The sequence below is a fragment of the Tepidimonas aquatica genome, from assembly GCF_007556585.1.
Lineage (GTDB): Bacteria > Pseudomonadota > Gammaproteobacteria > Burkholderiales > Burkholderiaceae_C > Tepidimonas > Tepidimonas aquatica.
Genome location: NZ_VJNA01000010.1, coordinates 53,894 through 66,086, shown reverse-complemented (window position 1 = coordinate 66,086; position 12,193 = coordinate 53,894). Strand labels below are relative to the sequence as shown.

At 71.3% G+C, this 12,193-nt stretch carries 12 protein-coding genes and 1 tRNA gene; 5 read left to right on the top strand and 8 right to left on the bottom strand.

Annotation, left to right across the window (positions count from 1 at the left end; all coding sequences use genetic code 11):
* Window positions 1–17: 17 nt before the first annotated feature.
* Window positions 18–111, bottom strand: a tRNA-Ser gene (locus Taqua_RS05285).
* 58 nt (window positions 112–169) lie between these two features.
* Window positions 170–1,453 (bottom strand): aspartate kinase, encoded by a 1,284-nt coding sequence (locus Taqua_RS05280; protein WP_144325398.1) that lies wholly within the window; start codon window positions 1,451–1,453, stop codon window positions 170–172.
* Window positions 1,454–1,513: 60 nt separating this feature from the next.
* Here Taqua_RS05280 and Taqua_RS05275 point away from each other — a divergent pair, with 60 nt between their 5' ends.
* On the top strand, window positions 1,514–1,714 hold the full coding sequence (locus Taqua_RS05275; protein ID WP_144325396.1) for a DUF2905 domain-containing protein: 201 nt from the start codon (window positions 1,514–1,516) through the stop codon (window positions 1,712–1,714).
* Here the strand turns inward: Taqua_RS05275 and tilS are convergent.
* The 4 genes from tilS to cysS all read right to left on the bottom strand — a co-directional run bounded on the left by tilS (window position 1,635) and on the right by cysS (window position 5,801).
* Window positions 1,635–2,726 carry a tRNA lysidine(34) synthetase TilS gene (gene tilS, locus Taqua_RS05270; RefSeq protein ID WP_144325394.1) on the bottom strand — a complete coding sequence of 364 codons (1,092 nt, stop codon included), beginning with the start codon at window positions 2,724–2,726 and terminating at the stop codon, window positions 1,635–1,637. The two genes, Taqua_RS05275 and tilS, sit on opposite strands and share 80 nt — an antisense overlap.
* Window positions 2,671–3,648: an acetyl-CoA carboxylase carboxyltransferase subunit alpha gene (locus tag Taqua_RS05265; RefSeq protein ID WP_144325392.1), complete on the bottom strand. Its 978-nt coding sequence runs from the start codon at window positions 3,646–3,648 to the stop codon at window positions 2,671–2,673. Before Taqua_RS05265 ends, tilS begins: the two co-directional genes overlap by 56 nt.
* 84 nt (window positions 3,649–3,732) lie before the next feature.
* Complete coding sequence (locus Taqua_RS05260) at window positions 3,733–4,428, bottom strand: DNA-3-methyladenine glycosylase family protein (protein WP_144325390.1); 696 nt, start codon at window positions 4,426–4,428, stop codon at window positions 3,733–3,735.
* Complete coding sequence (gene cysS, locus Taqua_RS05255) at window positions 4,425–5,801, bottom strand: cysteine--tRNA ligase (RefSeq protein ID WP_144325388.1); 1,377 nt, start codon at window positions 5,799–5,801, stop codon at window positions 4,425–4,427. Before cysS ends, Taqua_RS05260 begins: the two co-directional genes overlap by 4 nt.
* A gap of 81 nt (window positions 5,802–5,882) precedes the next feature.
* Between cysS and Taqua_RS05250 the strand changes: the two genes are divergently transcribed.
* Genes Taqua_RS05250 through Taqua_RS05235 form a run of 4 tightly spaced genes read left to right on the top strand, consistent with a single transcriptional unit; the run spans window position 5,883 to window position 8,884 of the window.
* Window positions 5,883–6,431, top strand: a complete 549-nt coding sequence (locus tag Taqua_RS05250) for a tetratricopeptide repeat protein (protein WP_144325386.1) — start codon at window positions 5,883–5,885, stop codon at window positions 6,429–6,431.
* A 13-nt stretch (window positions 6,432–6,444) separates the two neighbouring features.
* Window positions 6,445–7,098, top strand: a complete 654-nt coding sequence (locus tag Taqua_RS05245) for a peptidylprolyl isomerase (RefSeq protein WP_144325384.1) — start codon at window positions 6,445–6,447, stop codon at window positions 7,096–7,098.
* Between the two features lie 35 nt (window positions 7,099–7,133).
* Window positions 7,134–7,931, top strand: coding sequence for a UDP-2,3-diacylglucosamine diphosphatase (locus tag Taqua_RS05240; protein WP_144325382.1), 798 nt, complete (start codon window positions 7,134–7,136; stop codon window positions 7,929–7,931).
* A 26-nt stretch (window positions 7,932–7,957) separates the two neighbouring features.
* Window positions 7,958–8,884, top strand: coding sequence for a M90 family metallopeptidase (locus Taqua_RS05235; protein WP_144325380.1), 927 nt, complete (start codon window positions 7,958–7,960; stop codon window positions 8,882–8,884).
* Here Taqua_RS05235 and Taqua_RS05230 read toward each other — a convergent pair.
* Together Taqua_RS05230 and Taqua_RS05225 are read right to left on the bottom strand one after the other, a co-directional pair.
* On the bottom strand, window positions 8,862–11,390 hold the full coding sequence (locus Taqua_RS05230; protein ID WP_144325378.1) for a DUF349 domain-containing protein: 2,529 nt from the start codon (window positions 11,388–11,390) through the stop codon (window positions 8,862–8,864). The genes Taqua_RS05235 and Taqua_RS05230 overlap by 23 nt on opposite strands.
* A gap of 97 nt (window positions 11,391–11,487) precedes the next feature.
* Window positions 11,488–12,177: a CBS domain-containing protein gene (locus Taqua_RS05225; protein ID WP_144325376.1), complete on the bottom strand. Its 690-nt coding sequence runs from the start codon at window positions 12,175–12,177 to the stop codon at window positions 11,488–11,490.
* Window positions 12,178–12,193: the final 16 nt, after the last annotated feature.

Sequence of the window (12,193 nt, the reverse complement as noted above, 5' to 3'; positions counted from 1 at the left end):
AGCGGGCGGGGTTGGGCTGGCGGAGTGAGAGGGATTCGAACCCTCGATACGGGTTTTAGCCCGTATACTCCCTTAGCAGGGGAGCACCTTCGGCCTCTCGGTCATCACTCCGAATAACCGCCATTATGCCCGAAGTTGCGGGCCGTTGGGCGGCTCGGGGGGCAAAAATTTACGCGCCTTGCAGGGTATCTTCGGGCTGGTCGAGGTCGAACTCGCGGTGCAGCGCACGCACGGCCAGCTCCATGTACTTCTCGTCGATGACGACCGAGATCTTGATCTCGGAAGTGGAGATCATCTGGATGTTGATGCCCTCGGCCGCCAGGCAGCGGAACATGCGGCTGGCCACGCCGACGTGGCTGCGCATGCCGATGCCAACGACGCTGACTTTGCAGATGCGCGCGTCGCCGACGACGTCGCTGGCGCCCAGCGCCGGCACCACCTGGGTGCGCAGCACGTCCAGCGCGCGCGCCAGGTCGTTGCGATGCACGGTGAAGCTGAAGTCGGTGCGCCCGTCTTTGCCGACGTTTTGGATGATGACGTCGACGTCGATGTTGGCGTCGGCCACCGCACCCAGGATTTGCGCGGCGATGCCGGGTTTGTCAGGCACGCCCAGCACCGAGACCTTGGCTTCGTCACGGTTGAAGGCGATGCCGGAGACGACGGCTTGTTCCATGGATTGACCTTCCTCAAAGGTGATCAGGGTGCCGCTGTGGGCTTCTTCCTCGATGGGGATGTCCCATGGGGTGAAGCTGGACAGCACGCGCATCGGGACACGGTATTTGCCAGCGAACTCCACGGAGCGGATTTGCAGCACCTTGGAGCCCATGCTGGCCATTTCCAGCATCTCCTCGAAGCTGATGCGCTGCAGGCGGCGCGCTTCGGGCACGACGCGCGGGTCGGTGGTGTAGACGCCGTCGACGTCGGTGTAGATCAGGCACTCGTCGGCCTTGATCGCGGCGGCCACCGCCACGGCGGAGGTGTCGGACCCTCCACGCCCCAGCGTGGTGACGTTGCCGTGGGCGTCCACGCCCTGAAAGCCGGTGATGATGACGACTTTGCCGGCGGCCAAGTCGGCGCGGATGCGCTGGTCGTCGATCGATTCGATGCGGGCTTTGGTGAACGCGCTGTTGGTGCGGATCGGCACCTGCCAGCCGCAGTACGAGACGGCGTCGATGCCTTCGGCCTGCAGCGCGATGGCCAGCAGACCCACCGAGACCTGCTCACCGGTGGCGGCGAGTTGGTCGAGCTCGCGGTAGTACGCGGGGCCGGGCTTTTCAGGGGCGACTTCCTTGGCCAGGCCGAGCAGACGGTTGGTCTCGCCGCTCATGGCGCTGGGCACGACGACCATTTGGTGGCCGGCGCGCACCCATTTGGCGACCCGCTTGGCCACGTTGCGGATGCGCTCCGTGGAGCCCATGCTGGTTCCGCCGTATTTGTGAACGATCAGTGCCATGGATGGATCTACAGGAATGGCCCGCGCGGATGCGGGCAAACCCGAACATTATAGGTGGCCATGCAGCGCTTTCTGATCCTTCTCGGGACCCTGCTGCTGCTCGCGGGGCTGTTGTGGCCGTGGCTGAGCCGCCTGCCGTGGGGGCGGCTGCCGGGCGACATTGCTATCGAGCGCGAAGGGTTTAGCTTTTACTTTCCGCTGGGCACGAGCCTGGTGGTGTCGGTGCTGCTGTCGCTGCTGCTGTGGTGGTGGCGTCGCTAGCGTTGTCCGGCCGCCAGCGCAGCACGGGGCCGTCGCGGCGCACGGTGCCGGCGCCCAGGCGCAACTCGATGCGCTGACCGCGCGTGCGGGCGGCTTGAATTTGCTGCGCCAGGGCCTGCCACTGCGCGTCGCTGGCCTGCGCGCCGTGGCGCTGGCGCAGCCACAGGCGCAGCGCGTTGACGGCGCGCGGCGGCGGCAGCGCGCGCAGCGCGGCCAGTTGCGGGGGGTCGCCGATGCGGGCGAGGTCCTCCGCAGCGAGTTGCCGCAGCAGCTCCTGCGCCTGCGCCGCGTGGCGCGCGCTGCGCGCGAAGGTGGCCGGCGCGTGTGGAAACGCCTGCAGCAGCGCCGGCAGCACCTGCAAGCGCAAGCGGTTGCGGGTGGGGTGAGGATCGGCGTTGGTGGGGTCTTCCACCCACGGCACACCGGCTTGCGCCAGTTGCGCGCGCAGCGCTTGGGGGTCGGCCGGCAGCAGCGGGCGGCCGAAGGTCACGCCATCGCGCTCGAAGCGCTCGGGCATCGCCGCCAACCCCGGCAGCCCAGCGCCGCGGGTAAGCGCCAGCAGCACCGTCTCCAGTTGATCGAGGGCGTGGTGGGCCAGCAGCACCGCCGCCGCCCCATGTGCATGGGCCTGTTGCGCCAGCGCCGCGTAGCGCGCCGCGCGCGCCGCTTCCTCCGGGCTGCGGCCGGGGGTCAGCGCCACCTGCACACGCTGCACCTGCAGCGGCACGCCCCAGGCGGCGCAGCAAGCCTGGGCGTGGTCGGCAAAGGCATCGGCCGCGGCTTGCAGGCCATGGTGCACATGCACCGCGCACACCCGCTGCGGCCAGCGCTGCGCCACGGCCAGCAGCAGCGCGGTGGAGTCCGCCCCGCCGCTGTAGGCCACCAGCAGGGGGGCGTGGCCGCGCGCCACGTCGGGGTGGCGCTGGACCCAGGCATGCAGCGCCGCCAGCGCGGCGTCAGGCGCGCGCAGCCTTGGTGTCGGTGAAGCGCCCGAAGGACTGCAGCCGTGCATGGCGGCGCTCGATCAGCTCGGCCGGCTCCAGGTCGGCCACCTGCCGCAGCGCCTCGGCCAGCGCGCGCTTGAGCAGCGCGGCCATCTGTTGCGGATCGCGGTGCGCACCGCCGACCGGCTCGTTGACGATTTTGTCGATCAGCCCCAGCGCCTTGAGGCGGTGCGCGGTGATGCCCAGCGCTTCGGCGGCCTCGGGGGCTTTGTCAGCCGTCTTCCACAGGATGGAGGCGCACCCTTCGGGGCTGATGACGGAGTACACCGCGTACTGCAGCATCAGCACCTGGTCGGCCACGGCGATGGCCAGCGCGCCGCCCGAGCCGCCCTCACCGATGATGGTGCTGATGATCGGCACTTCGAGCTGCGCCATTTCGAAAATGTTGCGCCCGATGGCTTCGGACTGGTTGCGCTCCTCGGCGTCGATGCCGGGGTAGGCGCCGGGCGTGTCGACGAAGGTGAACACCGGCAGGCGGAATTTTTCCGCCAGCTTCATCGCCCGCAGTGCTTTGCGGTAACCCTCGGGCTTGGTCATGCCGAAGTTGCGCAGCGCGCGCTCTTTGGTGTCGCGGCCCTTTTGGTGGCCGACGACGACGCACGGCCGACCGTTGAAGCGCGCCAGCCCGGTCACGATGCTGAGGTCGTCCGCGAAGTGGCGGTCACCGTGCAGCTCGGTCCAGTGCGTGAAGATGGCGCGCACGTAGTCCAGCGTGTACGGCCGGTCGCTGTGGCGCGCGATTTTGGTCACCTGCCACGGCGTGAGCTTGGCGTAAATCTCTTTGGTCAGCTGCAGGCTTTTTTGGCTCAGGCGCTCGATTTCGTCCGAGATGTCCACCGCGGACTCGTTTTGCACGTAGCGCAGCTCTTCGATCTTGGCTTCGAGCTCGGCAATCGGCTGCTCGAAGTCGAGAAAGTTGCGTTTGGCCACTTCGGTCGCTCCTTGGGGCCGCTTGGGCAGCCCGTTGCAGGGTGGCGCGGGCGCGGCGCGCTGGCCGCAACCTGCGCACGATCGTCAATAGGCCACCGGGATCGGATCCAGCGACCGCCAAATATACCAAGTCGCCACGCTGCGGTACGGTGCCCAGGCGGCGGCCACCTCGCGCGCGTCGCTGCGGCTGACCGGCTCGCCCGAGAAGTAGCACTGGCTGATACCGCGCAACAACCCCAGGTCGTCCAGCGGCAGCACGTCGGGGCGCAGCAGGTGGAACATCAAAAACATCTCGGCGGTCCAACGGCCGATGCCCCGGATGGCGATCAGCTCGCGGATGATGGCTTCGTCGTCCATCGCGTGCCAGGCCTGGGGGTCGATGCGGCCGTCGTCAAAGTGGCGCGCCAGGTCCAGCAGGTATTCGACCTTGCGCGCGCTCAGGCCCGCACCACGCAGCGCGTCGGGGCCGGCAGCCAGCACCGCCGCGGGCGTGAGGGTGTCCTCGCGCCGCAAGGCGGCCAGCAGGCGATCCCAGACGGCCTGCGCCGCTTTGACCGAAATTTGCTGCCCCACGACGCTGCGCGCCAACGTCGTGAAGGGGTCGCCGCGCGACTGCAGGCAGGCTTGCCCGTGCTGGGGGATCAGGCGCGCCATCACGCGGTCGCGCGCGCACAGGTGCTGGCAGGCGTCGGCCCAGTACGCGGGCACGAAGCCTTCGCCCACCGCCACGGCGTGCGCAGGCGGGCTGCAGACCCCGTTGGGGGCGCGGCGAGCGTTCATGCGCGCTCCCAGGTGGTGCCGCCGGGGCCGTCCTTGAGCACGATGCCGGCGGCCGCCAGCTCGGCGCGGATGCGGTCGGCACGGGCGTAGTCACGCGCCGCCTTGGCCGCCGCCCGCTCGGCGATGCGGGCTTGGATGGTGGCTTCGTCCAACGCCGCGCCAGCACGCAGGTAGGTCTGCGGGTCTTGCTGCAGCAGGCCCAGCACGCCGCCCAGCGCACGCAGCACGCCGCTCAGGCGCGCGTCCCGGGTGCGGTTGACCTCGGCGGCCAGTTCGAACAGCACGGCCACCGCCTCCGGCGTGCCAAAGTCTTCGTCCAACGCCGCCTTGAAGCGCGCCGCCCAGGGGTCGCTCCAGTCGATGGTCACCGGCGCCTGCGCGGGCACCGTGGCCAGCGCGGTGTACAGGCGCTTGAGCGCGGCGCGCGCGTCGTCCAGGTGCTGGTCGCTGTAGTTGAGCGGGCTGCGGTAATGCGCACGCACGATGAAAAAGCGCACGGTTTCGGCGTCGTAGCGCTGCAGCACCTCGCGGATGGTGAAAAAGTTGCCCAGGCTTTTGGACATCTTTTCACCATCGACGCGCACAAAGCCGTTGTGCATCCAGATCTGCGCCAGCGGCTTGCCGGTGGCACCTTCGCTTTGCGCGATTTCGTTTTCGTGGTGGGGGAACTGCAGGTCCGCACCGCCACCGTGGATGTCAAAGCTTTCGCCCAGCAGCGCGCAGCTCATGGCCGAACATTCGATGTGCCAGCCCGGGCGCCCGCGCCCGTAGGGGCTGTCCCACTGCGCTTCGGCCGGTTCGTCGGGCTTGGCGGCCTTCCACAGCACAAAGTCCAGCGGGTCGCGCTTGGTGCTGTCGACCTGCACACGCTCGCCGGCGCGCAGCTCATCGAGGCTCTTGCCCGACAGCTTGCCGTAGCCGGCAAAGGCGCGCACCGCGTAGTTGACGTCGCCGTCGTCGCTGCGGTAGGCCAGCCCCTTGGCCTGCAGCCGCCCGATCAGGTCCAGCATCTGCGGCACGTAGTCGGTGGCGCGCGGCTCGTGCGTCGGCCGCTCGATGCCCAGCGCGTCGGCATCGGCGTGCAACGCCGCGATCATGCGGTCGGTCAGGCTGCGAATGGTTTCGCCGTTGGCCAGCGCGCGCGCGATGATTTTGTCGTCGATGTCGGTGATGTTGCGCACGTAGGTGACGCGGTAGCCGCTGGCCTTGAGCCAACGCTGCACGACGTCGAACGCCACCATCGAGCGGGCGTGGCCCAGGTGACACAGGTCGTACACCGTCATGCCGCAGACGTACATGCGCACGTGGCCGGGTTCGAGGGGCACGAGCGGGTCAAGGCGTCGGGTGAGCGAGTTGTATATGCGCAGGGTCATGGCAACGGCGCCGCAGCGCCTGGGTGGCCGCGGCTCTACAATCGGTTGAAGGCGCGTATTGTGCACCGCCCCGAACCGTTCATGATGTTGCTTCCCTGCCCCTTTGACCGTTCGCGCGGCGTGCGCGCGCTGCTGGCCGCCGTGGCCTTGGCCGTGCCGCTGGCGGCTGCCGCGCAAGGCAGCGCCCCTTACGCCGAGGTGCAACGGCTGCTGGCCGCGGGCGACGTGGTCTTGGCGCGCCAGGCGCTGGACGGCTGGCTGCGCGAGCACCCCAACGACGTCCAGGCGCGGCTGCTGCTGGGCGTCACCCAGGCCGCGGCGGGCGACAGCGCTGGCGCCCAAGCCACCTACGAGCAGTTGACGCGCGAATACCCCGAGCTGCCCGAACCGTACAACAACCTGGCGGTGCTGCACGCCGCCGCGGGCCGGCTGGCCGAGGCGCGCGCGGCGCTGGAGGCGGCGCTGCGTCACCACCCCGACTACGCCACCGCGCACCGCAACCTGGGCGACGTGTATGCGCAACTGGCCCTGGGCCATTGGCAGCGGGCGCTGGCGCTGCAGCCTGACCAGGCCGATCTGCGCCAGCGTGAGCAGGCGCTGCGCCAACTGTTCACCCCCATGGCCCGTTGAACCCGTCCGTCCCATGCCAACCCAGCCACCTCGGACCCCCGTGCGCCGGCGCTTGCTGGCCGCGCTGTGGGCCGCCTCGGTTTGGCCGCTGGCGGCGCAACCCTCCCCCACCCCGCGCGCGGCCGCACCCGCCCGCGCCCAACCTGGAGCACGTTCCGTGAACCCTCAAGTCGAACTGCACATCGCCGGCCGTGGCGTCATCACGCTGGAGCTGGATGCCACCAAGGCCCCCAAAACGGTGGAAAACTTTCTGGCCTACGTGCGTGATGGCCACTACGACGGCACGATCTTCCACCGCGTCATCGACGGCTTCATGATCCAAGGTGGCGGCTTTGAGCCCGGCATGAAGCAAAAGCCCACGCGCGCACCGATCGAAAACGAAGCCACCAACGGCCTCAAGAACGACCGCTACACCATTGCGATGGCGCGCACGCAGGCACCGCACTCGGCCACGGCGCAGTTTTTTATCAACGTCGCGGACAACGACTTTCTCAACCACACCGCGCCCACGCTGCAAGGCTGGGGTTACGCGGTGTTTGGCCGCGTCATCAAAGGCACCGAGGTGGTGGATGCGATCCGCCAGGTGCGCACCGGGCGGCGCGGCTTCCACGACGACGTGCCGCTGGACGACGTCGTCATCACCAAGGCGGTCGTCGTCAACCCGTGACGGGCCAGCCACGATCCGCGTCCCAGCCGCCGGCGGTGGCCGCCGCCGGACTGGCCGCCGTGGCGTGGCCGCACGGTGCGCACCGGCTCGACTGTGTATCGGACGTGCACCTGAGCGCGCACGACCCGGCCACCGCCGCGGCGTTTTTGGGGTACCTGCGCGCGGCGGCCTTCGACGCGCTGTGCATCTTGGGCGATTTGTTCGAGGTCTGGGTCGGGGACGACCTGCTGCAAGCCGACGACCCCGAGGCGGCGCTGGCGCGCGACGTTGCCGCGGCGCTGCGCGCAGTGGCCAGCAGCCGCCCGGTGTACCTGATGCACGGTAACCGCGATTTTTTGCTCGGGCCTGCCTTTGCCGCCGCCAGCGGTGCCACGCTGCTGGCCGACCCGTGTCTGTTGGATACCGGGGGTTGGCGCTGGTTGCTGGCCCACGGCGATGCATGGTGCGTGCACGATGCCGACTACCAGCGCTTTCGCGCCCAGGCGCGCAGCGCCGCGTGGCAAGCCGACTTTGCCGCCCGGCCGCTGGCCGAGCGACAGACGCTGGCGCGCGCGCTGCGCGCGCAAAGCCGTGCGCACCAGGCCCAGCGCGTGCGCGCCGGTATGGTCGACACGGGTGACGTGGACGCTGACACGGTCGAGGCGGCGCGGCAGCGCCATGGGGCCAACGGCGTCATCCACGGCCACACGCACCGTCCGGCGGCGCACCGTTTGCCCGGCGGCGCGCCGCGGCTGGTGCTGAGCGACTGGGACGCGCTCGCCCAGCCGCCCCGGTTGCAGGTGTTGCAGCTGGCCCCAGGCGGGCGCTGGTGCGTGGCGCCGGCCAACGCTTGAGCGCCGCGCGCCTTGTGGGGGTGGTGATGCCCAACGCATTGCGCCGCTGGTGGCAACGCACATGGCGCCGCTGGCGCATGCGCCGTGGCGACCCCAACGCCATCCCACCTGCCCTGTGGCAGCGGGTGCTGCAGGGGTTGCCGATGCTGCAACGGCTGGACGCCAACCAGCAGCAGCGGCTGCGCGGGCTGTGCGCCGCGTTTTTGGCGCGCAAGCGCTTCAGCGGTGCGCATGGCCTCGTGGTCGATGACCACAAGGCGCTGCTGGTGGCCGCGCAGGCGTGCCTGCCGCTGCTGTACCGTGGTCACGCCGCGTTGGGCTGGTACGACGGCTTCGTCGGCATCGTGCTGCACCCGCACGAGGTGCGTGCCCCGCGCCGCGTCACCGACGACGTCGGTGTGGTGCACGAGTACGACGAGGCGCTGGCGGGCGAGGCGATGCAAGGCGGCCCGATCGTGCTGGCCTGGCCACGCGTGCTGGGACATGCGCACAGCCAGGGCGTCGGGCACAACTTGGTGATTCACGAATTCGCGCACGCCATCGACATGCGCGGCAAGCCGCTGGGCCAGCCGGCCGACGGCTGCCCGCCACTGCCCCGAGGCTGGTTGGGGTTGCCGCCGGCGCAAGCGACGCGGCTGTGGCACGACACGCTGCACGCCGCGCTGCGCCAGCACCGTCGTCGCGTCACGTGGCACGAACACTTTGCCGGCCCCGCCCCGTGGCTGGACGCCTACGGAGCCACCTCGGCGGCGGAGTTTTTTGCCGTCTCGTGCGAAGCGTACTGGGTCGACCGCGCGCGGCTGGCGGCTGAGCACCCGCGCTGGACCGCGCTGCTCGATGCGTTTTTCGGCCACCCGCGGGCGCCGGCCAGCGCCGCGGCGCTGCCGACGGCGGACGACGATCTGGGCGGCGACGGGCCGCCCCCTGCGGTCAACGACGCAGCAACACCTTGAGCACGGCTTGCAGCCGCTGCTGGCGCGCCGGCGTGGCCGCGCTGGCCAGCACGCGCGCAACGTCTTGCGGCCAGGTTTCGGCGGGCCCCGGCTCGTGGCGGCGTGTCAGCAGTTGCAGCTGCAGCTGGCGGCGCGCCGGCAGGTGCTCGGCGGGCGTGGGCAGGTCGGCCGCGATTTCCAGACGCAGCAGCGCCTCGTCGGCCGCCGCGTCATCCACCGCGGGCGCCGCGGCGATGGCCTGCACCCAACGGGCACGGGCCGCGGCGGCGCTGCGGCCCAATTGCGCTGCGGCGGGCACGGCGTCCGGCTGCCGCTGCTGCCACGCTTGCAACAGCGCGGTCACGGCTTCGCCGTGGGCACGGGCGGCCAGCTCGCGCAGGCGTGCTTCGGCGCGCTCCAACGCTTGCCGCTGCGCCCGGAACGCCGCCTCGCCAAGGCGGGGCCGCCGCCCCGTTCGCTCGCTCGCCGGCGCGCGGCCCACCGCAGCGCGTGGGCCGGGGCGCGCGTCGCGCGCCGGGGTTGGGGCCGGCGCGGCCACCCCGGGGCGGTCGTCGCCACGGCGTGCCACCAGCGGCCGGGGCCCGGCTCCATCCGGCGCCGGGGCGGGTGCCGCCTCGGCCGCTGCTGGCGCTGCCTCGGTGGCCGGGGGCAGATGGGCGTCGGCAGCAAGCGTAGCTGCGTCGCGCAACGCCGCCATGGCAGCCCGGATGGCTTGCGCGTCGTCTTGGGCACAGGCTTGCTCCAGCGCTCGGGCCGCTTGCAGCACCGCAGCATCGACGGCGCTCATGGCTGCGAGCGCCTGCTCGCGCTCGGCGCTGCGCCGCGCAAACGCGGCGTCGATCGGGGCGCGGAAGGCCTCCCACAGCTTTTGCTCTTTGCGCCGCTCCAGCGGCACGCGCTGCGCCTCGGCCTGCCAGCGCTGTTGCAGCTCGCGCACGGCATCGAGCCGCACCCGTGGCTGCTCGGCCAGCGCCCGCGCCTCGGCAATCAACGCTTGGCGGCGCTGCACGCTGTCGGCCTGCGCGGCCTGCAGCCGCGCGTGGGCCGCGCTCAGCGCATCCTTCCAGGCCGCCTGCAGCTCGGCGTACGCCTTTTCGCTGACATGGCCGGCTTGACGCCAGCGCTCGCCGAAGGCGTGCAGGTCGCGCAGCTGCGCTTTCCAGTCCTCGTCGTCGGCATGCGCCGCGGTCCAGGCGCGCACCTCGTCGATCAGGGCCAGGCGCGCCTGGCGGGCCGCTTCGTGCTGCGCCTTGAGGCTGTCGCGCCACGCTTGCAGCGCCTCGTGCGCGCGGTTGCAGGCGGCGTCGAAGCGTTTCCACAACGCCTGGTTGGGCGGCACGCCGCCCTGGTCGACCTGCTTCCATTGCTCGCGCAGCGCCCGGATGGCGTCGGCCAGCGCCTTGCCAGCCAGGCGGCTGGCCTCGTCGCCCTGCGTCAGGGCCTCGGCCTTGGCGATCAGCTCCTCGCGCAACTGGTCGGCGCGCCAACGCGCCCAATCTTCCAGCTCCTTGGCCTTGGCCAAGGCCGCCTGCGCGCGCGCTTCCACCTCCGGCCCGGCATGACGCCCGTGCAGCTTGTGCAGGTGGCGCAGCTCACCGGCCAAACGGACCATGGCTTTGGTGTGGCCTGCGGCCAACTCGCGCTCCAGCGCCTGCAGCGTGGGCAGCAGCGCGGCCTGGGCCACCGCCTGCACCGCTTTCGGCGCGTCGGCGGCCGCTTCGGGTGCCGCGGCAACCTCCTGGCCGCGCAGGGTGCGGATTTCATCGTCCCACAGCGGCACCCCGGGCAGCGCGGCCTGCGCGTCGTCGCGCGCGCGGCACGCCTGCGCCAACGCAGCGTCGAACGCCTGCCACACCGCTTGCACCTGCTCGCGCGTGGCTTGCAGTTGCGCGGCATGGCGCGGCTCCAGATCGCCCCAGGCGGGCGCCGCGACCAACGCCTCGGCCCGCTCGCGCCACTGGGCGACGTCGCGCGCCAGGGCCTCGTGGGCGGCCTCGGCGTCGGCGATCGGGCGGGTGGACAGCATGTCGATGCGCTGCACCAACAGGCCCGCCGCCTCGCGCTCGACGTGCAGCCGGTGGGTCAGGTCTTCGATGGCGGCGATGCGCTCGGCCAGCCGCTGGCGCAGGCTGGCCAGGGGTTCGCGCGACAGCGGGGCGCCGGCCTTGGCGGCGTCGCGCTGCCACGCCAGGGCGTCGGCCATGCTGAAGTGGGTTTGCGCCAGCAGCGCTTCGGCCCGCGCGGCCCATTGGGCGGCGGCTTCGTCCTGCGCGCGCTGGCGCTTGTGTTCTTCCAGCCGCTCCTTGACGATCTTGGCCGCGCCTTTGTCGCGCGTAGCCAGCTCGCGGTACACGGTACGCACGGTGTCGATGGGCGGCTCACCCTGCAGCCAGGCGCGCAGGCGTGCGGCCCGCTCGCCCGCAGTGGGGGCGCTGAACGCTCCCCCGGTGAGGGCGTCGAGTTCGGCAACGGTAGGTTGAGGCACGGACGGGACGGTGGTGTTCACGGCAGCGGCAACAAGGCGGCGGCCACCAGGGCCGCGCACGGGGTGATGGGAGGGCTGGCACCACGCGGCGCCAGCGGGCACAAGCCTTTATTGTCGCTCACCCGGCCCACAGGTCCAGCGGTGGGTCGTGCACGACGGCTTTGAGCACGTCGCTGCGCGACACGAAGCCCACCAGCGCCCCGCCCGCATCGACCACCGGCACCCCAGGCAAGCCGGTGTGCAACAACAGCAGCGCCAAGCGGCGCAACAGCGTGTCGGGCTCCACCGCCGGCACCGGCGACACCATCACCGCGCTGACCGGCTGCGCCAGCAACGCCCGCCAAACGATGGCGCTGTCGTGCAGGCGCGGCAGCCGCTCGGGACGCAGCAGCTCGGCGCGGGTCAGCAAGCCCACCAGCCGATCCTGGGCATCCAGCACCGGGGCCTGCCCCAGGCCGAGGTCGATCAGCCGCTGCCAGGCCTGCTCGACGCTGTCGCTGGCGCGCACCGTCACCGCCTCGGGCGTCATAACGTCGGCCACGCGCTGCAGCGGCTGGCGCTGCGGCGCCGGGTGCTGCACCTCCCCGTAGGCCTGCACCGCCACGGCGGCGCTGCGCGGCATCGGCTCGCCGGGCGCGGCCGGCCCACGGGCCGCGTAGGGGTCCCAACCGCTGTCGACGAAGTCGGGCCGGTCGGTCTCGACTTTGAGTGCGCGCACGCGCGTGCTGCGCAGCGTCGGCAGCACGCGCCGCGCGTCCTCGATCGGGCCACGGTACATCAAGCCCGAGGTGCCATAAACCGCCAGCATCGCCGTGCCCTCCACA

Coding starts and splice junctions, on each gene's coding strand:
- tilS (WP_144325394.1), bottom strand. CDS start 2,726: ATGCACGGCTGCAGTCCTTCGGGCGCTTCACCGACACCAAGGCTGCGC.
- Taqua_RS05245 (WP_144325384.1), top strand. CDS start 6,445: ATGCCAACCCAGCCACCTCGGACCCCCGTGCGCCGGCGCTTGCTGGCC.
- Taqua_RS05260 (WP_144325390.1), bottom strand. CDS start 4,428: ATGAACGCTCGCCGCGCCCCCAACGGGGTCTGCAGCCCGCCTGCGCAC.
- cysS (WP_144325388.1), bottom strand. CDS start 5,801: ATGACCCTGCGCATATACAACTCGCTCACCCGACGCCTTGACCCGCTC.
- Taqua_RS05250 (WP_144325386.1), top strand. CDS start 5,883: ATGATGTTGCTTCCCTGCCCCTTTGACCGTTCGCGCGGCGTGCGCGCG.
- Taqua_RS05235 (WP_144325380.1), top strand. CDS start 7,958: ATGCCCAACGCATTGCGCCGCTGGTGGCAACGCACATGGCGCCGCTGG.
- Taqua_RS05275 (WP_144325396.1), top strand. CDS start 1,514: ATGCAGCGCTTTCTGATCCTTCTCGGGACCCTGCTGCTGCTCGCGGGG.
- Taqua_RS05225 (WP_144325376.1), bottom strand. CDS start 12,177: ATGCTGGCGGTTTATGGCACCTCGGGCTTGATGTACCGTGGCCCGATC.
- Taqua_RS05280 (WP_144325398.1), bottom strand. CDS start 1,453: ATGGCACTGATCGTTCACAAATACGGCGGAACCAGCATGGGCTCCACG.